General features: G+C 73.8%; 1 protein-coding gene. It reads right to left on the bottom strand.

Annotation, left to right across the window (positions count from 1 at the left end; all coding sequences use genetic code 11):
• Position 1: 1 nt before the first annotated feature.
• On the bottom strand, positions 2-19,573 hold the full coding sequence (locus ACFVYL_RS25860; protein ID WP_389719854.1) for an SDR family NAD(P)-dependent oxidoreductase: 19,572 nt from the start codon (positions 19,571-19,573) through the stop codon (positions 2-4).
• Positions 19,574-19,651: the final 78 nt, after the last annotated feature.

The raw sequence follows: 19,651 nt of genomic DNA, 5'->3' as shown, positions 1-19,651 counted from the left end.
CTCAGCTCTGGTCGGTGGCGAGGGCGTCGCCGGAGATGGAGATGCCGAGGCTGTTGGTGACGAAGTCGAGGACTTCCGCCGCGGTCGCGGATTCGAGTCCGGCCGGTGCCGGTTCCTCGGTCCGCGGAGGTACGGGCTCACCGTCCGTCCATGGGTCCGCCAGGCCGCGGAAGGCCTCCGCGAGGGCGGTGCGCTGGGCGTCGGTGAGATCGAGGGCGGCCAGGTCGTCCCCGACCCTGGCGAGGTCGGACATGACCCGTTCGTAGCTCGGCTCCTCGGAGCCCCGCGCCGGCGCGGGTGCCGGAGCCGGGGCCAGCCGGCCGAGGAGGTGGTCCACCAGGGCCCGCGGGCTCGGGTGGTCGAACACCGCGGTGGCGCTCAGCTTCACGCCGATACGGCTGTTGATCTTGTTACGGAGCTCGACGGCGGTCAGCGAGTCGAAGCCCAGGTCGCGGAAGGCCCCGTCGGCGGAGATGCCGCGCGGGTCGTCGTGCCCGAGCACCAGGGCGACGTCCTTGAGGACGAGGTCGAGCAGGAGGGCGCCGCGCTGCTCGGGCGGAAGGCCCCGAAGCCTGCTCCCCGTGGACTCGACGGACTCGGCAGGGGCGGGGGACACGCCCGCCGCGGCCCGCCGGTTCGCGACCGGCACCAGCTCCCGCAGGAGCGAGGGCACGGTCTCGGCGGCACGCAGCGCGGCCGTGTCGACGCGGACCGGGACGAGGGTGGGCAGGGCGCCCGACAGGGCCCGGTCGAAGGCGGCGAGGCCTTCCTCCGTGGAGGTGGGCAGCAGTCCCGTACGGGCGATCCTGCCGAGGTCGGCGGCGCCGAGGCCCGCCGTCATTGTGCTGGTCCGCGTCCACATGCCCCAGGCGAGGGAGACGGCGGGGCGGCCGGCCGCGTGCCGCTGTGCGGCGAACGCGTCCAGGTAGGCGTTGGCCGCCGCGTAGTTCGCCTGTCCCGCCGAGCCGAGGACTCCGGCGACCGAGGAGAACACCACGAAGGCCGCCAGGTCCGCGTCGGCGGTCAGCTCGTGCAGCGCACGCACCGCGTCCGCCTTCGGCCGCAGCACGGTCGCGAGCCGCTCCGGGGTCAGGGCCTCGAGGACCCCGTCGTCGAGCACGCCCGCCGTGTGCACCACGGCGGTCAGCGGGTGCTCCCCGGGGATGCGGGCGAGGGCCCGGGCGAGTTGCTCCCGGTCGGCCACGTCGCAGGCCACGGACTCCACCCGTACGCCGTCGTCCAGCAGGTCCTGGGGCGCCTCGCCGCCGCTGCGGCTGAGCAACAGCAGGCTGCGTACGCCGTGTTCGGCGACGAGCCGCCGCAGGACGAGCTGCCCCAGGGTGCCGCTCGCGCCGGTGACGAGGACCGTGCCCGCCGGGTCGAGCGGGCGCGGGACGGTGAGGACCGTCGTGCCGGTGGCGTGCTCCGTGGGCCTTGTGGGTGCGTCCGCGCCCGGGCCGCGGTGGGGCTCGGCCGCCGACCGTATGTCGTGGGCCGTGACCGGCAGCGGGCGCAGCACACCGGCGTCGAACAGGGCGGTGAGCTCGGCGAGTTCGGCTCCTGCCGCGTGCGGTGCGGGGGCGAGGGCGGCCACGAACCGGCCCCCGTCCCCGAGCAGGACGGCGGCCGACGCCTCGGCGCCCGCGCTCCCCTGCGGGTCGAGGACGACGTCGAGGCCCGTCGGCACCTTCTTCGCGATGTCGCCGGGTTCCGGTGCGGCGAGGTGGGCCTCGTCGAGGCCCAGGTCACGCAGGGCCTGCCGGGCGTCGAGCGGCGCGGTGGTGAACACCTCGGCGCCGAGGTGCCGGGCGAGCTGGACCGCCGCGAGGCCGACGTCGCCGGCGCCCCCGTGGATCAGCACCCGCTCCCCCGCCCGCAGTGCGGCCACGTCCGCCAGGGCGTGCCGGGCGGTGCGGAAGGCCGTGACCGCCGCCGCGGCCTCGGCGAAGGACAGGGCCCGCGGCATACGGGCGACCGAGCTGTCCCCCGTGACCGCCGTACGGCCCAGGGCGCCGCCGTCGGGGAAGGTGCCCCAGACCCGGTCGCCCACGGCCACGCCGGTCACCGCCGTACCGGCCTCCGTCACGACACCCGCGCCTGCGGTACCGATGTCCCCGGCGCCGCCGCTCAGGCCGTCAGGGCCCACCCCGGCGGCCCGCATCGAGACGCGGACCTCCTGCGGGCCGACCGGCACGGCGGGCGCCGGAACGAGGGCGAGGGTGTCCCCGTCCGTGCCGAGGCGCCACTCGGGTGCGTCGGGCACGGGCAGGAGGGCCGGGGCGGTGCGGACGAGGCGGGGCGCGTACAACTGCCCGTCGCGAACGGCGACTTGCGGTTCACCGCAGGCGGCGGCCGCGGCGACCACGCCGGATTCGGCGTCGGCGGCCACGCCGGTCTCCACGTCGACGATCAGGAGCCGCCCGGGATGTTCGGCCTGCGCCGACCGCAGCAGGCCCCACACGGCCGCAGTGGCCGGGTCGGGCCGCTCCATGACGGCGCCCCGGGTGACCACCGCGAGCCGCTCGGCACTGTCGGCCGACTCCGCGAGGAAGCGCTGCACGTGCTGGAGCACCTCGGTCAGGCGGGCGTGTACGTCACCGGGTCCGACGTGGACGACGGTGACATCCGAGGCCTCGGGGGCATGCCCCTGGTCCGCGGGAACGGCACGCCAGCGCAGGTGGAGCCCACCGTCCTGGTCCGGCGCCGCGACGGCCGCCCCGGCCGCGGACATCGGCCGCAGGACCAGTGCGTCCACGGTGACGACGGGCTGCCCGGCGGTGTCGACGGCCGCCAGGGACACGGCGCCGTCCCCCGCGGCGGTCAGCCTGACCCGTACCGCGGCCGCGCCGGACGCCTCCATCGTCACGCCCGTCCAGGAGAACGGCAGCAGTGGCTGCGTGCCGTCCGCGCCGGAGAGGGACGGCACGCCGAGGGTGACGGCGTGCAGGGCGGCGTCGAGCAGCGCGGGGTGGATGCCGAACGTGCCGGGCTGTGTGGGGAGTTCGACCTCCGCGTACAGCGCGTCCGCCGTGCGCCAGGCCGTACGGAGGCCCTGGAACACGGGGCCGTACCCGTAGCCGCGCTCGGCCAGGCCGGCGTAGAAGCCGTCGAGCGGTACCGGCTCGGCGTCGGCGGGCGGCCAGGCCCACGCCTGCGCCGCGTGCGGGGACGCCGTGGACAGCGTGCCCATCGCGTGCAGGACGAGCGGCTCGGCGCCGCCGGCCGCGGGGGACGAGGAGTGGACGGTGACGGACCTGCGGCCGGTCCCGTCCGGGGCGCCGACGGCGACCTGGAGGTGCACGGCGGCGTCGGCCGACAGGACCAGGGGCGTCTGGAGCGTCAGTTCCTCGACGAGGGGGCAGCCCACCTCGTCGCCCGCGTGCAGGGCCAGGTCGAGGAAGGCGGTGCCGGGCAGCAGGACCGTCCCGCCCACCGCGTGATCGGCGAGCCAGGGGTGCGCGCCGGGCAGGACCCGGCCGGTGAGGACCGCCTGGCCGTCGGCCAGGTGCACGGCCGCGCCGAGCAGCGGGTGACGGGTTGCGGTCAGGCCCGCGGCCCGGACGCCGGCCGTCGACTCGGACGCGTCCTGCCAGTAGCGCCGGCCCGCGAACGGGTAACCGGGCAGTTCGGTGCGGACCGCGCCGGGCAGCAGGTTCTCCCACCGTACCGGCGTGCCGGTCACGAACGTCTCGGCGAGCGCCCGGGTGAGGGCGAAGGCGTCCGCGCGCCCCGACTTGAGCGTCGCCACGGCGACGTACGCGCCCTCATCGAGGGCCTCGTCGAGGGTGGCCTCCACCATGGGGGTCACCACGGCCTCGGGTCCGACCTCCAGGTAGGCGGTGACCCCCTGGTCGGCCAGGCTCCGCACGCCGTCGGCGAAACGGACGGCGCCGCGGACGTGCTCCACCCAGTACCGCGGGGTGCACAGGCGCTCGGCGTCGACCGGACCGCCGGTGACGTTGGAGACCATGGGGATCCGCGGTTCCCGGAACGTCAGACCGGCGAGCACCTCGGCGAACTCGTCGAGCATCGCGTCCATGCGGTGCGAGTGGAACGCGTGCGACACGGCGAGGCGGCGCACCCGGTGACCGGCCGCCTTGAAGTGCTCGGCGACGGCGACCGCGACGGCCTCGTCGCCCGAGACGACCACGGAGCGGGGCCCGTTGACCGCGGCGATACCGACGGCGTCCGTGAGGGACGCCTCCTCGATGTGGGCCAGGGCCTCCTGCTCGGTGACGGCGACCGCCACCATCGCGCCGCCCTCCGGCAGCGCCTGCATCAGGCGGCCGCGCGCCGCCACGAGGGCGCACGCGTCGGCCAGCGACAGCACGCCCGCCGCGTACGCGGCGGTGATCTCGCCCAGGGAGTGGCCCATGACGTGGCCAGGGGTGACCCCCCAGGTCTTGAGCAGTTCGAGGAGCGCGACCTCCAGCGCGAAGAGTCCGGTCTGGGTGTACATGCTCTGCTGCAGGAGCGGGGCGAGCGGCGAGTCCTCGGGCGCGAACGCGACCTCCCGCAGCGGGTGTTCGGCGTGCCCTTCGAGGTGGGCGTCCACCGCCGCGCACACGGCGTCGAACGCCTCGGCGAAGACCGGGTACCGCTCGTACAGCCCACGGCCCATGCCGGGCCGCTGCGAGCCCTGGCCGGAGAAGACGAAGGCGAGCCCGCCCGCGCCGGCGGCGGGGACGGCTCCGGTCACGACGGCCGGGGCGTCCTCGCCGTGCGCGAGGGCGGTCAGCGCCTCGGTGAGCTCCTCGCGTCCGGTGCCCAGGACCACGGCCCGGTGCTCCATCAGCGCCCGGCCTGCGGCCAGGGTGTAGCCGATGTCGCGCGGGTCGGTGGCGGGGTCGTCGGTGATCCGCGCGAGCAGGCGTCCGGCCTGCCGCAGCACTCCCGCGGGAGTCTTCGCCGACAGGGTCCAGGGGATCATCGGCGCTTGCGGGGCCGGGTCCGGGGCCGGGGCGTCGTCCTCGGCCGGCGCCTCCAGGATCACGTGCGCGTTCGTGCCGCTGATGCCGAAGGACGACACCGCCGAACGGCGCGGCCGGGCGAGCTCCGGCCACTCGCGGTGCGAGGTCAGCAGGCTGACGGCGCCGGAGTCCCAGTCGACGTGGTGGGAGGGGGTGTCGGCGTGCAGGGTGCGCGGCATGACGCCGTTGCGCATCGCGTAGACCATCTTGATGATGCCCGCGACGCCCGCCGCCGCCTGGCTGTGCCCGATGTTGGACTTGATGGAGCCGAGCCACAACGGCCGCTCCTCGTCGCGGCCTTGGCCGTACGTGGCAAGGAGCGCCTGCGCCTCGATCGGGTCGCCCAACGAGGTGCCCGTGCCGTGCGCCTCGACGACGTCGACATCCGCCGGCGTCAGCCGCGCACTGGCCAGGGCGTCACGGATGACCCGCTGCTGCGAGGGCCCGTTCGGCGCGGTCATGCCGTTACTGCCGCCGTCCTGGTTCACCGCGGAGCCGCGTACGACCGCGAGGACCTGATGGCCGTTGCGCCGCGCGTCGGAGAGCCGCTCGACCACCAGCAGGCCGACGCCCTCCGACCAGCCCGCGCCGTCCGCGTCGTCGGAGAACGCCTTGCAGCGGCCGTCGACGGACATGGCCCGCTGGCGCGAGAACTCCACGAACGTCGTCGGCGTCGACATCACCGTGACACCACCCGCGAGCGCCAGGGTGCACTCGCCGTTGCGCAGCGCCTGGGCCGCGAGGTGGAGGGCGACCAGCGAGGACGAGCAGGCCGTGTCGATCGTCATCGCCGGGCCTTCCAGGCCCAGTTGGTACGAGATGCGGCCGGACGCCACGCTCGACGAGCTGCCGAGCATGCGGAAGCCGTCCATGCCCTCGATCGGCTCGTGCAGCGGCGGTCCGTACTCCGCGGGCATGAGCCCGGTGAAGACGCCGGTCCTGCTGCCGCGCAGCGAGGTCGGGTCGACGCCGCCGCGCTCCAGGGCCTCCCACGCGGTCTCCAGGAGCAGCCGCTGCTGTGGGTCCATGGCGACCGCCTCACGCGGGCTGATACCGAAGAACTCGGGCTCGAACACCGCGGCGTCGTGCAGGAATCCACCGCGTCGCGTGTACGTCTTGCCCGCCCGGTCGGGGTCCGGGTCGTAGAGGTCCGCGATGTCCCATCCGCGGTCGGCGGGGAACTCGGTGATCGCGTCGACGCCGTCCAGGGTCGCCTGCCACAGCTCCTGCGGCGACCGGATGCCGCCCGGGTAGCGGCAGGCCATGCCGACGATGACGATCGGGTCGTCGTCGGTGGCCGTCGTGGCCTTGACCTGCGCGGGAGCGGCCGGGGCGGCGTCGGCGCCCTGGATCTGCTCCTTCAGGTAGCCGACGAGGGCGCTCGACGTCGGGTAGTCGAAGACCAGCGTCGAGGGCAGCCGCAGACCGGTCGCCGCCTGCAGCCGCTGCCGCAGCTCAAGGCCCGTCAGCGAGTCGAAGCCCAGATCGCGGAAGGCACGGTCCGCGTCCACCGAGGCGGCCGAACCGTGGCCGAGGACCAAGGAGACCTGGGTGCCGACCAGTTCGAGCAGGGCGGCCGTACGTTCCGTATCGCCCAGAGCCGCCATGTCGGCGCTCCACGACGAGGACCGGGCGGCCCCGACGGCAGCCGCGGCACGGCGTGCGGGCGCGCGGACCAGGGACTTGAAGACGGCGGGCAGGCTGTTCCGCGCCGCCTGGTTGCGCAGCGCGGGCAGGTCCAGACGGGCCGGGAAGAGGGTCGCGCGGTCGGCGGCGAGTGCGGCGTCGAAGAGGGCGAGGCCCTGCTCGGCCGACATGGGGGCGAGCCCGCCCCGGGTCAGCCGGGCGAGGTCGGCGTCGTCCAGGTGCGCGGTCATCGCGCTGTCGCTGGTCCACAGACCCCACGCCAGCGACGTGGCGGCAAGCCCTTCGGCCCGGCGCGCGTGCGCCAGCGCGTCCAAGTAGGCGTTGGCGGCGGCGTAGTTGCCCTGCCCGGCCGTGCCCATCACCCCGGCGGCGGACGAGAACAGGACGAAGGCGGCCAGGTCGGCGTCGCGCGTCAACTCGTCCAGGTGCCGGGCGCCGTCGACCTTCGGGCGCATCACCGTGTGGAGACGATCGGGGGTCAGCGCGGTCAGGACGCCGTCGTCGAGGACGCCGGCGGCGTGGATGACGGCGGTCAGCGGATGCTCGGCGGGGATGCCCGCCAGCGCCAGCGCGAGTGCGTCCCGGTCGGCGACGTCACAGGCCGCGAAGGCCACCGACGCCCCGGCCTCCGTCAGCTCGGCGACCAGCCCCTCCGAGCCCACATCGCCCCGACGGCTCACCAACAGCAGATGCCGCACGCCGTACTCGGCCACCAAGTGCCGGGCCACCAACTGCCCCAGGGCGCCACCGGCACCCGTGATCAGGACCGTCCCGTCGGGCTTCCAGTCCGGAGCGGGGGCCGTGTCCGCGGCCACGGCGGCCAGGCGCGGTACGAGCAACTTGCCGTTCCGCAGCGCCACTTGGGGCTCACCGGAAGCCAGGGCGAGCGCCACGGCCTGATCCGGGTCCGCGTCCACGTCCGCGTCCGTGTCCGCGTCCGTGTCGACGGCCACGATGCGTCCGGGATGCTCGGCCTGCGCGGAACGCAGCAGGCCCCAGACGGCCGCGGTGGCGGGATCGGGCTCCGCCGTGACGGCGCCGCGGGTGACGACGACGAGCCGCGCCTCACCACTCCCCGACGCCTCGCCTGCCGTCTCCTCGTCAACTGCCTCCGCGTCCCCCGCGTCCGCCGCCTCCGCGAGGAAGCGCTGCACCGACGCAAGGACCTCGGCGACCGCCGTACGGACGTCCCCGCCCGGCTCGACACGCTCGATCACGACCCCCGACGGCACGCCGTCGGAGCCGTCCGGCACCGGCACGTCCGACCACCGCACCTCGAACAACGGGTCGGCGGCCACTGCGGACCCGAGCTGCTCCTGCGACATCGACTGCAACCGCAGCTCGTCGACGGTCACCACCGGCTGCCCGGCACCGTCGAACACCGCCACGCGTACGGCCCCGTCACCGCGCGGCGACAGGTGCACCCGCACGACGGACGCGCCCACCGAGTGCAGCCGCACGCCGTTCCAGGAGAACGGCACCTTCATGTCACCCGACGGCAGCGGATGCAGTGCAGCGTCGAGGAGGGCCGGGTGCACCCCGAAAGTGTCAGTTTCAAGGGCCAGTTGGACCTCGGCGAACATCTCGTCGCCCACCCGCCACAGCGCGCGCAGGCCGCGGAAGGCGGGCCCGTACCCGTACCCGAGACCGGCGAGCAGCTCGTACGCGTCGGAGGCATCCACCCGCTGACCACCGGCGGGCGGCCAGGCCCCGTCCAGGCGCTCCTCGGCCCCGACCCCGGCGGGAGCGGTCTCGGCCAGCACGCCGACGGCGTGCCGGACCCACTCCACCCCGGCGCCGACACCCGCTCCGGCGTCGCCGTCCTGAGCGTGCGAGTGCACGGTGACCGACCGGCGCCCGGTCTCATCCGGAGCCCCCACCGTCACCTGCACGGCCACCGACGCATCGGGCGACAGCACGAGCGGCCGCTCCAGCGTCAGCTCCTCCAGCATCTCGCAGCCGACCTCGTCGCCCGCCCGGAGCGCCATCTCGACGAAGGCGGTGCCGGGAAGCAGGACCGTGCCGAAGACAGCGTGGTCCTCCAGCCACGGGTGGATGGCGCGGGATATGCGGCCGGTGAGCACGACGTCGTCGCCACCGGCGAGACGTACGGCCGCGCCGAGCAGCGGGTGCCCGGCCGGGTGCAGGCCGAGCCCGGCCGCGTCCACCGCCGAACGGCCCGCAGGCAGCCAGTGACGCCGCCGCTGGAAGGCATACGTGGGCAGCTCCACGAGCCGCCCACCGCTCACCCACGACGACCAGTCCACATCGACACCGGCGACGAACACCTCGGCGAGACTGTGCAGCAAACGGGCCCGCTCGCCCTCACGGCGGCGCAGGGTGCCCACCGCCGTCACACCGCCCGTGCCCACGCCTTCGGCGGCCTGGGTCACCGCGCCGACGAGGACGGGGTGCGGGCTGGACTCGACGAAGACGCGGTGCCCGGCCTCCAGGAGCTTGTGCAGGGCGGCGTCGAAGCGGACGGTCTGGCGCAGGTTGGTGAACCAGTACTCCGCGTCCATCACGGAGGTGTCGATCAGGTCCCCTGTCACCGTCGAATACAGCGGGACCTGGCCGCTGCGGGGCTTGATCTCCGCCAGTACGTCGAGGAGTTCGGCCTTGAGGTCCTCGACCTGCGGCGAGTGCGAGGCGTAATCCACCGCGATCCGCCGGGCCTGGACCCCATCGGCCTCACACCCGGCGATCAGCGCGTCCAGCTCGTCCGGCGCACCGGAGACGACGACCTGCTCCGGGCCATTGACGACCGCGATCTGCAGCCCGTCCGTCAACCGCCCCACCACCTGCGCCTCAGGCGCAAGCACGGACACCATGCCACCGCGCCCCGACAGCTTCAGGATCGCGCGGCTGCGAAGCGCCACCACCCGCGCCGCGTCGTCGAGGGACAGCGCCCCGGCCACACACGCCGCCGCGATCTCCCCCTGGGAGTGACCGACGACCGCAGCGGGCTTCACGCCCAGCGACCGCCACAACTCCGCCAACGACACCATCACCGCGAACAGAACCGGCTGCACCACATCAACGCGACGCAGCACCTCCTCGTCCCCGTCACGCACCACATCCAGCAACGACCAGCCATCCACAGACGACTCAAGAGCCGCCGCACACTCACCCATCCGCGACGCGAACACCGGCGAGAACTCCAGGAGTTCACGCGCCATGCCCACCCACTGCGAACCCTGACCCGGGAACACGAACACCACACCAGCGGAGGAGACAGCACGCCCCGCAACGACATCCGTCGCGTCCCGCCCGGCGGCCAACTCCCCTACCGCGCCTGCCAGTTCCGCGCCGCTGCCCCCAAGAACAACCGCCCGGTGTTCCAGCACCGCCCGCCCGGAAGCCAGCGTGAACCCGATATCGCGGGGGTCCAGATCGGCACCCTCGCCGACCCTCGCCAGCAACCGCCCCGCCTGCTCCGCAAGGGCCGCCTCACTGCGCGCCGACAACACCCACGGAACCACCGGCGCATCCACCACGGCAGGCGCATCCGGCACCTCAAGCACATCGGGCGCCACGGCCTCGGCCTCGGGCGCCGCCTCCAGGATCACGTGCGCGTTCGTGCCGCCGATGCCGAAGGACGACACACCGGACCTACGGGGCCGCTCGTTCTCCGGCCACGGCTGGTTTTCTGTCAGGAGTCTGACCTGGCCCGACGTCCAGTCGACGTGGTGGGAGGGGGTGTCGGCGTGCAGGGTGCGCGGCATGACGCCGTACCGCATCGCCTGCACCATCTTGATGATCCCCGCGACACCCGCCGCCGCCTGTGCGTGACCGATGTTGGACTTCACCGAACCCAGCCACAACGGCCGGTCCTCATCCCGCCCCTGCCCGTACGTGGCAAGCAGCGCCTGCGCCTCGATCGGGTCGCCCAACGACGTACCCGTACCGTGCGCCTCCACCACGTCGACATCCGCCGACGACAACCGCGCACTGGCCAGCGCATCCCGGATCACCCGCTGCTGCGAAGGACCATTCGGCGCCGTCAGACCATTACTGCCACCGTCCTGGTTCACCGCGGAACCCCGCACGACCGCAAGCACCTGGTGGCCGTTGCGCCGCGCGTCCGACAGGCGCTCGACCACCAGCAGGCCGACACCTTCCGACCAGCCCGCGCCGTCCGCGTCATCGGAGAACGCCTTGCAGCGGCCGTCCACCGACATTCCTCGCTGGCGCGAGAACTCCACGAACGTCGTCGGCGTCGACATCACCGTCACACCACCCGCGAGCGCCAGGGTGCACTCGCCGTTGCGCAGTGCCTGCGCCGCCAGATGGAGCGCCACCAGTGACGACGAGCAGGCCGTGTCGACCGTCATCGCCGGGCCCTCCAGGCCCAGCTGGTACGAGATGCGGCCCGACGCGACGCCACCGCTGTTGCCGGTGATCATCAGGCCCTCGACATCCTCGGGCGCCTCGCCGAGCCAGGACCCGTAGTCGTGGTACATCAGTCCGGTGAAGACGCCGGTCCTGCTGCCGCGCAGCGAGGTCGGGTCGACGCCGCTCCGCTCCAGGGCCTCCCACGCGGTCTCCAGGAGCAGCCGCTGCTGCGGGTCCATCGCCGCCGCCTCGCGCGGACTGATCCCGAAGAACTCCGCGTCGAAGTCACCTGCGCCGACGAGGAATCCGCCGCGCCGGGAGTAGCTCGTGCCGACGTGGCTCGGGTCGGGGTCGTACAGGTTCGCCAGGTCCCAGCCGCGGTCCTCCGGGAACTCGGTGATCGCGTCGACGCCGTCCAGAGTCGCCTGCCACAGCGCCTGGGGCGAGTCGATCCCGTCGGGCAGCCGGCAAGCCATGCCGACGATGACGATCGGGTCGTCGTCGGCGGCCGTCGCGGCCCTGACCTGCGCGGGAGCGGCCGGGGCGGCGTCGGTGCCCTGGACCTGCTCTGCCAGGTAGGCGGCGAGGGCGCTCGACGTCGGGTAGTCGAAGACCAGCGTCGAGGGCAGCCGCAGACCGGTCGCCGCCTGCAGCCGCTGCCGCAGTTCAAGGCCCGTCAGCGAGTCGAAGCCCAGATCGCGGAAGGCACGGTCCGCGTCGACCGACGAGGACGCACCGTGGCCGAGCACCAAGGAGACCTGGGCGCCGACCAGTTCGAGCAGCGCGGCCGTACGTTCTGCCGCATCCAGAGCTGCCATCCGGCCGGACCACGAGGAGGCTTCCTCCGCCGTGGGCGCCGCCGCGCGGCGTGCGGGCGCGCGGACCAGGGACTTGAACACGGCAGGCAGGCTGTCCCGCGCCGCCTGCCGGCGCAGCGCGGGCAGGTCGAAGCGGGCCGGGACGATGGTCGCCCGGTCGGCCGCGAGGGCCGCGTCGAACAACGCGAGGCCCTGGGCCGTCGTCATCGTCCCCAGGCCGCTGCGCGAGAGACGGGCGAGGTCGGCGTCGTCCAGGTGCGCGGTCATCGCGCTGTCACTGGTCCACAGACCCCACGCCAGCGACGTGGCCGCGAGCCCCTCCGCCCGGCGCGACTGGGCCAGGGCGTCGAGGTAGGCGTTGGCGGCGGCGTAATTGCCCTGTCCGGCTGTGCCCATCACCCCGGCGGCGGACGAGAACAGGACGAAGGCGGCCAGGTCGGCGTCGCGCGTCAACTCGTCCAGGAGCCGGGCACCGTCGACCTTCGGGCGCATCACCGTGTCGACCCGCTCGCGCGTCAGCGCCGTCACCACACCGTCGTCGAGCACACCCGCGGCGTGGATGACGGCGGTCAGCGGGTGCTCGACGGGGATGCCCGCCAGTGCCTCCGCGAGTGCGTCCCGGTCGGCGACGTCACAGGCCGCGAAGACCACCGACGCCCCGGCCCCCGTCAGCTCCGCGACCAGCTCTTCCGAACCCGCACCGCCCCGACGGCTCACCAACAGCAAATGCCGCACGCCGTACTCGGCCACCAGGTGCCGGGCCACCAACTGCCCCAGGGCACCACCGGCACCCGTGATCAGGACCGTCCCGTCCGGCCGCCAGTTCACGGCAGCCGGTGCGTCCGGGGTGTGCGTCACCAGCCGGGGCGCGCTCAACTTTCCGTCCCCGTAAGCCACTTGTGGCTCACCCGAAGCCAGCGCCGACACGACGGCCGACTCGATAGCCGCCTCGTCGTCCTCATCGACAGACACGTCGACGGCCACGACGCGCCCCGGATGCTCGGCCTGCACCGAACGCAGCAGCCCCCACACCGCGGCCGTCGCGGGGTCCGGCGTACCCGTCAGGCCGCCCCGCGTGACCACCGCGAGACGCGCCTCCTCGCGGTCCGCCGACTCGGCCAGGAACCCCTGCACCAGCTCAAGAACCTCGACCACCCGGGTACGGGCGTCACCACCCGGCTCGACGCGCTCGACCACGACCTCCGACGGCACACCGCCGGAACCGCCGAAGCCACCGGACCCGCCCGGTACCGGCACATCCGTCCACCGCACCTCGAACAGCGGGTCCCCGCCGGTCACGGCCGAACCGAGCTGCTCCTGCGACATCCGCTGCAGCCGCAGCTCGTCCACCGTCACCACGGGCAGCCCGGCGCCGTCGAACGCCGCGAGCCGCACGGCACCGTCGCCGCCCCGCGTCAACCGCACCCGCAGCGCCGACGCGCCCACCGAGTGCAGCCGCACGCCGTTCCAGGAGAACGGCACCCACAGTTCGCCGTTGAGCAGCGGATGCAGCGCGGCGTCGAGCAGAGCCGGGTGCACGCCGAACTCATCAACATCGGTCGGCAATTGGACCTCGGCGAACATCTCGTCGCCCGCCCGCCACGCCGCGCGGAGGCCCCGGAACACGGGCCCGTACCCGTATCCCACCCCCGCCAGCAGCTCGTACGCCTCCGCGACATCCACGCGCTCGGCACCGACGGGCGGCCACGCGCCCTCAAGGCGCTCCTCGGCGGCCACGGGCCCGGCGTCGGCCAGCACACCGACGGCGTGCCGGACCCACTCCGCCCCAGCACCGACACCGACACCGACATCGGCATCGGCGTCCTGGACCCGCGAGTGCACGGAGACCGCCCGGCGCCCGGAGCCGTCCGGCCCCTCCACCGACACCTGTACCGCCACCGACACGTCGGGCGACAGCACGAGCGGCCGCTCCAGCGTCAGCTCCTCCAGCACCTCGCAGCCGACCTCGCCACCGGCGTGCAGCGCCAGCTCGACGAAGGCGGTACCGGGGAGGATGACCGTGCCGTAGACGGCGTGGTCCTCCAGCCAGGGGTACGTGTGCGTCGACAGCTGACCGGTGAGGACGAGGCCCTCCTGCGGCGCCAGGCGTACGGCCGCACCGAGCAGCGGATGTCCCGACGCGTGCAGGCCGAGCCCGGCCGCGTCCACCGCCGAACGGCCCGCAGGCAGCCAGTGACGCCGCCGCTGGAAGGCATACGTCGGCAGCTCCACGAGCCGCCCACCGCACACCCACGACGACCAGTCGACATCGACCCCGGCGACGAACACCTCGGCGAGACTGTGCAGCAAACGGGCCCGCTCGCCCTCACGGCGGCGCAGGGTGCCCACCGCCGTCACACCGGCCGTGCCCACGCCTTCGGCGGCCTGGGTCACCGCGCCCACGAGCACCGGGTGCGGGCTGGACTCGACGAAGACCTGATGCCCCGCCGCCAGCAACGCATCCAGGGCGGCGTCGAAGCGCACAGTCTGCCGCAGGTTGGTGAACCAGTACTCCGCATCCATCACAGAGGTGTCGATCACGTCACCCGACACCGTTGAATACAGGGGCACTTGACCCGTGCGCGGCTTGATCTCCGCCAGTACGTCGAGCAGCTCGGCCTTGAGATCCTCGACCTGCGGCGAATGCGAGGCGTAATCCACCGCGATCCGCCGGGCCTGAACCCCATCGGCCTCACACCCGGCGACCAGCGCGTCCAGCTCGTCCGGCGCGCCCGAGACGACGACCTGCTCCGGGCCATTGACGACCGCGATCTGCAACCCGTCCGTCAGCCGCCCCACCACCTGCGCCTCAGGCGCAAGCACGGACACCATGCCACCGCGCCCCGACAGCCTCAGGATCGCCCGGCTGCGAAGCGCCACCACCCGCGCCGCATCATCCAGAGACAGCGCCCCGGCCACACACGCCGCCGCGATCTCCCCCTGCGAATGCCCGACGACCGCAGCAGGCTTCACACCCAGCGACCGCCACAACTCCGCCAGCGACACCATCACCGCGAACAGGACCGGCTGCACCACATCGACCCGACGCAGCGCCTCCTCGTCCCCGTCACGCACCACGTCCAGCAACGACCAGCCATCCACATACGACTCAAGAGCCGCCGCACACTCACCCATCCGCGACGCGAACACCGGCGAAAACTCCAGCAACTCCCGCGCCATCCCGACCCACTGCGAACCCTGACCCGGGAACACGAACACCACACCAGCAGAGGGCACCGCACGCCCCTCGACCACGCCCGAAGCGGCGCGTCCGGCCGCCAACTCGGCCAGCTCAGACGTCAGTTCATCGACATCACCGCCGAGCACGACCGCCCGATGCTCCAGCACCGCCCGCCCGGAAGCCAGCGTGAACCCGACGTCCCGGCGGTCCAGCTCGGAGTCCTCCCCGACCCTCGCCAGCAACCGCCCCGCCTGCTCCGCAAGGGCCGCCTCACTGCGCGCCGACAACACCCACGGAACCACCGGCGCATCCACCACGGCAGGCGCGTTCGGCACCTCAAGCACATCAGGCGCCGCAGCCTCGGCCTCGGGTGCCGCCTCCAGGATCACGTGCGCGTTCGTCCCGCTGATGCCGAAGGACGACACCGCCGAACGGCGCGGCCGCGCGAGCTCCGACCACTCCTGCTGCTCGGTCAGGACGCTGACGGCGCCGGACTCCCAGTCGACGTGGCGCGACGGCGTGGAGACGTTCAGCGAGCGCGGCATGACGCCGTGCCGCATCGCCTGCACCATCTTGATGACACCGGCGACGCCCGCGGCGGCCTGCGTGTGACCGATGTTGGACTTCACCGAACCCAGCCACAACGGCCGGTCCTCATCCCGCCCCTGCCCGTACGTGGCAAGGAGCGCCTGCGCCTCGATCGGGTCGCCCAACGACGTACCCGTACCGTGCGCCTCGACCACGTCGACGTCCGCCGACGACAGCCGCGCACTGGCCAGCGCATCCCGGATCACCCGCTGCTGCGAAGGACCATTCGGCGCCGTCAGACCATTACTGCCACCGTCCTGGTTCACCGCGGAACCCCGTACCACCGCAAGCACCGGGTGGCCGCGCCTCTGCGCCTCGGAGAGCCGCTCGACCACGATCATGCCGACGCCCTCGGCCCAGCCCGTGCCGTCCGCGTCGTCGGAGAACGGCTTGCAGCGGCCGTCGGCGGCGAGGCCGCGCTGGCGGGAGAACTCGACGAACATGCCGGGGGTGGACAGCACCGTCACACCGCCGGCGAGGGCGAGCGAGCACTCGCCGTTGCGCAGCGCCTGCACCGCGAGGTGGAGGGCGACCAGCGAGGACGAGCAGGCCGTGTCGACCGTCATCGCCGGGCCTTCCAGGCCCAGTTGGTACGAGATGCGGCCCGACGCCACACTGGAGGTGTTGCCGGTGAGCCGGAAGCCCTCGGTGCCGTCGACGGGGGCGTCCAGGTGTGGCCCGTACTCCATGTTCGTGGCGCCGACGAACACGCCGGTCCTGGTGCCGCGCAGCGAGGCCGGGTCGACGCCGCCGCGCTCCAGGGCCTCCCACGCGGTCTCCAGGAGCAGCCGCTGCTGCGGGTCCATCGCCGCCGCCTCGCGCGGACTGATCCCGAAGAACTCCGCGTCGAAGTCACCGGCCCCGGCCAGGAATCCGCCGCGGCGCGCGTAGGTCGTGCCGGGGTGGTCGGGGTCCGGGTCGTACAGGCTCGCCAGGTCCCAGCCGCGGTCGGTGGGAAAGTCGGAGGTGGCGTCCACGCCGTCGACGAGCGCCTGCCACAGCTCCTGCGGCGAGTCGATCCCGCCGGGCAGGTGGCAGGCCATGCCGACGATGGCGATGGGGTCGTCGTCGGTGGCGGACGTCGCGGGGGCGGCGGCCGGGGTGTCGTCCGCGGCCTCCAGGACGCCGAGGATCTGGGCGTGCAGATGCGCGGCGAGGGCGCTCAGCGTCGGGTAGTCGAAGAGGATGCTCGCGGGCATCCGCAGGCCGGTGGCGGAGACGAGACGGTTGCGCAGACGCACCGAGAGAACGGAGTCCAGGCCCAGGTCGCGGAAGGTCGCGTCGGGGTCGACGGCGGTGGTGCCGGTGGTCTCCGCCATGTGGTCGGCGAGCCAGCGGACGAGGAATCCGTCCGGTTCGCTGCGGATGCGGTCGCGCAGGGCGAGGGTCGCGGAGCTCAGGTGCTGCTCGGCCTCGGGGGCGGCCGGGCGTTCGTCGAGCCAGTAGCGGCTGCGCTGGAAGGCGTAGGTGGGCAGGTCGACGGTGCGGGCCTCGCCGATCGCCTCTTCCCAGTCGACGGGGACCCCGGTGGTCCATGCCTCGGCGAGACCGGCGAGCAGCGCCTCCGGCTCGGGGCGGTCGCGGTGCTGCAGCGCGACCGCGAGGTCCGTCTCGGTGGTCGGCACGAGCGGAGTCAGCACGCTGCCCGGGCCGAGTTCGACGAACCGGGTCACGCCCTGTTCGCGGCAGGCGGCGATCGCGTCGTGGAAGCGGACGGTGGCGCTGAGGTGGCCGACCCAGTACTCCTCGGTCAGGTCGGCGCCGGTCCGCCCGGTGACGGTGGAGACGATGGGGATGCCGGGTTCGGAGACGGCGAGGCCGCGGATCCTGCGGGCGAACTCGTCGAGCATGGGGGCCATCAGCGGCGAGTGGGCGGCGTTCTGGACCCGGAGCCGGTTCGTGCGGTGGCCGCGGGCACGGAATTCGTCCGCGATACGGGTGACGGCCTCGTCGGCGCCGGAGATCACGACGGCCTGCGGGCCGTTGACGACACCGACCGAGACGTCGTCGACGCCGTCGAGCGCCGCGAGCAGCTCCTCCTCGGCCGCCTCGACCGCGATCATGGCGCCGCCGGGCGGCAGTTGCTCCATCAGCTCGCCGCGCGCGGCCACGAGGGCGGCCGCGTGGGCCAGGGGCAGCGCCCCGGACACATGGGCGGCGACGATCTCGCCGAACGAGTGGCCGACGAGCAGATCGGGCTCGACGCCCCAGGAGGTGACCAGGCGGTGGAGGGCCACCTGGAAGGCGAACAGGGCGGGCTGCATGTAGCGCATGCCGTCGAGGGCTTCGGCCGCGGCCTCGTCGTCGAGGTCACCGAGGAGGACGGCGCGCAGGTCGAGGCCGGGCACGAAGTGGTCGAGCACCTCGTCGAGGGCCTCGGCGAACACCGGGTACGTCTCGTACAGTTCGCGGCCCATGCCGACGCGGTGGGACCCGACGCCGGAGAACAGGAAGGCCGTACGGCCTTCCGTGGCCACGCCGTTGACCGCTTCGTCGTGCAGGCGGGCGAGGCTCGCGGTGAGTTCGTCCCGGTCCTTGCCGATGACCACGGCACGGTGCTCGAAGGCGGAGCGGCCGACTGCCAACGACCGTGCTACGGCCGCGTGGTCGGCGTCCGGCTGCGCCTCGATGTGACTGAGCAGCCGGGCGGCCTGCGCGTCCAGGGCGCGGCCGGTGCGGGCGGAGAGCACCCACGGCAGGGGGCGGGTGGTCGTGGGGCGCCCGGCCGGGAGGTCGGGGTGGTGTCCGGTGTACGGGCCTTCGGCGAGGACGACGTGGCAGTTGGTGCCGCCGACGCCGAAGGAGCTGACGCCCGCGACGAGCGGTGCGTCGGGCGCGGGCCAGGCGGTCGGCTCGGTCTGCACCCGGAGGTTCAGCTCGGTCAGCGGGATCGCCGGGTTGGGGGTGGTGAAGTGCAGGCTGGCCGGGATTCGGCGGTGGCGCAGGGACAGCGCGGTCTTGACCAGGCCGACGATGCCTGCGGCGGCCTCCAGGTGGCCGATGTTCGTCTTCACCGAGCCCACCCGCAGCGGGGCGCGGTCCGCTGCGCCGCGGGCGATGACGTCGGAGACCGCGGCGGCCTCCACCGGGTCGCCCACCGGGGTGCCGGTGCCGTGGAGTTCGACGTACTGGACGGCTTCGGGGCCGACCCCGGCGTCCGCGTAGGCGCGGCGCAGGACGTCGCGCTGGCCGTCGACGTCGGGGTCGGTGAGCCGCTCGCCGCCGCCGTCGTTGTTCACGGCGCTGCCCTGGATGACGCAGTAGACCGGGTCGCCGTCGGCGATCGCCCGCGCGAGCGGCTTGAGCAGGACCACTCCCCCGCCCTCACCGCGTACGAACCCGTCGGCGCTCTCGTCGAAGGCGGCGCAGCGCCCCTTGGCGGACAGCGCGCCGAGGCCGGCCGTGGCCCGCATGCTCTCCGGCGAGAGGATCAGGCTGACGCCACCGGCGAAGGCGAGGTCGGAGTCGCCGCTGCGCAGGCTCTCGCAGGCCAGGTGGACGGCGACGAGCGACGAGGCCTGCGCCGCGTCGACGGCGAGGCTGGGGCCCCGCAGGCCGAGGGTCCAGGAGACGCGGTTGGCGACGATGGCGCGGTGCCGGCCCGTGAAGTCGTGCAGCTCGCCGCGGCCCGGCCCGGTGTCGCGGGCGGCGAGGGTGGCGTAGTCGTCGGAGGAGACACCCACGAAGACTCCGGTGCGGGAGCCGTGCAGCCGGTCGTCGCGGACGCCGGCGTCCTCCATCGCCTCCCAGACCAGCTCCAGGGCGAGCCGCTGCTGCGGGTCCATCGCGGCGGCCTCTTCGGGCGTCACGCCGAAGAAGGCGGCGTCGAAGGCGGCGACCTCGTCGAGGAAGCCACCACGCCAGGACCGGCTGCCCGCGCCGCGCTCCGACGGCCACGGCGAGACCGCGTCGGTCCCCTCCGACAGCAGGCGCCAGAACTCGGCCGGGGTCGACGCCGAGGGGACCCGACAGGAGACCCCGATCACTGCGATGGCGGTGTCGTGGGCCCCGCCGATCCCCTGGTCACCTGACATGGATGGCTTCATATGGGGAGTATCTGTTTCCGACCCGGGGCAGGACTTCGGCCAGAGGGTGGGGCTCGGCTGCCGGGC

Origin of the sequence: Streptomyces sp. NPDC058308, from assembly GCF_042880275.1 — a bacterium.
Classification (GTDB): domain Bacteria; phylum Actinomycetota; class Actinomycetes; order Streptomycetales; family Streptomycetaceae; genus Streptomyces.
The sequence above is the reverse complement of the archived record's forward strand: the minus strand, read 5'-3'. Positions and strand labels throughout refer to the sequence as shown.

Excerpts from the sequence above, each read along its gene's own strand:
- ACFVYL_RS25860 (WP_389719854.1), bottom strand. The coding sequence starts at position 19,573 with ATGTCAGGTGACCAGGGGATCGGCGGGGCCCACGACACCGCCATCGCA.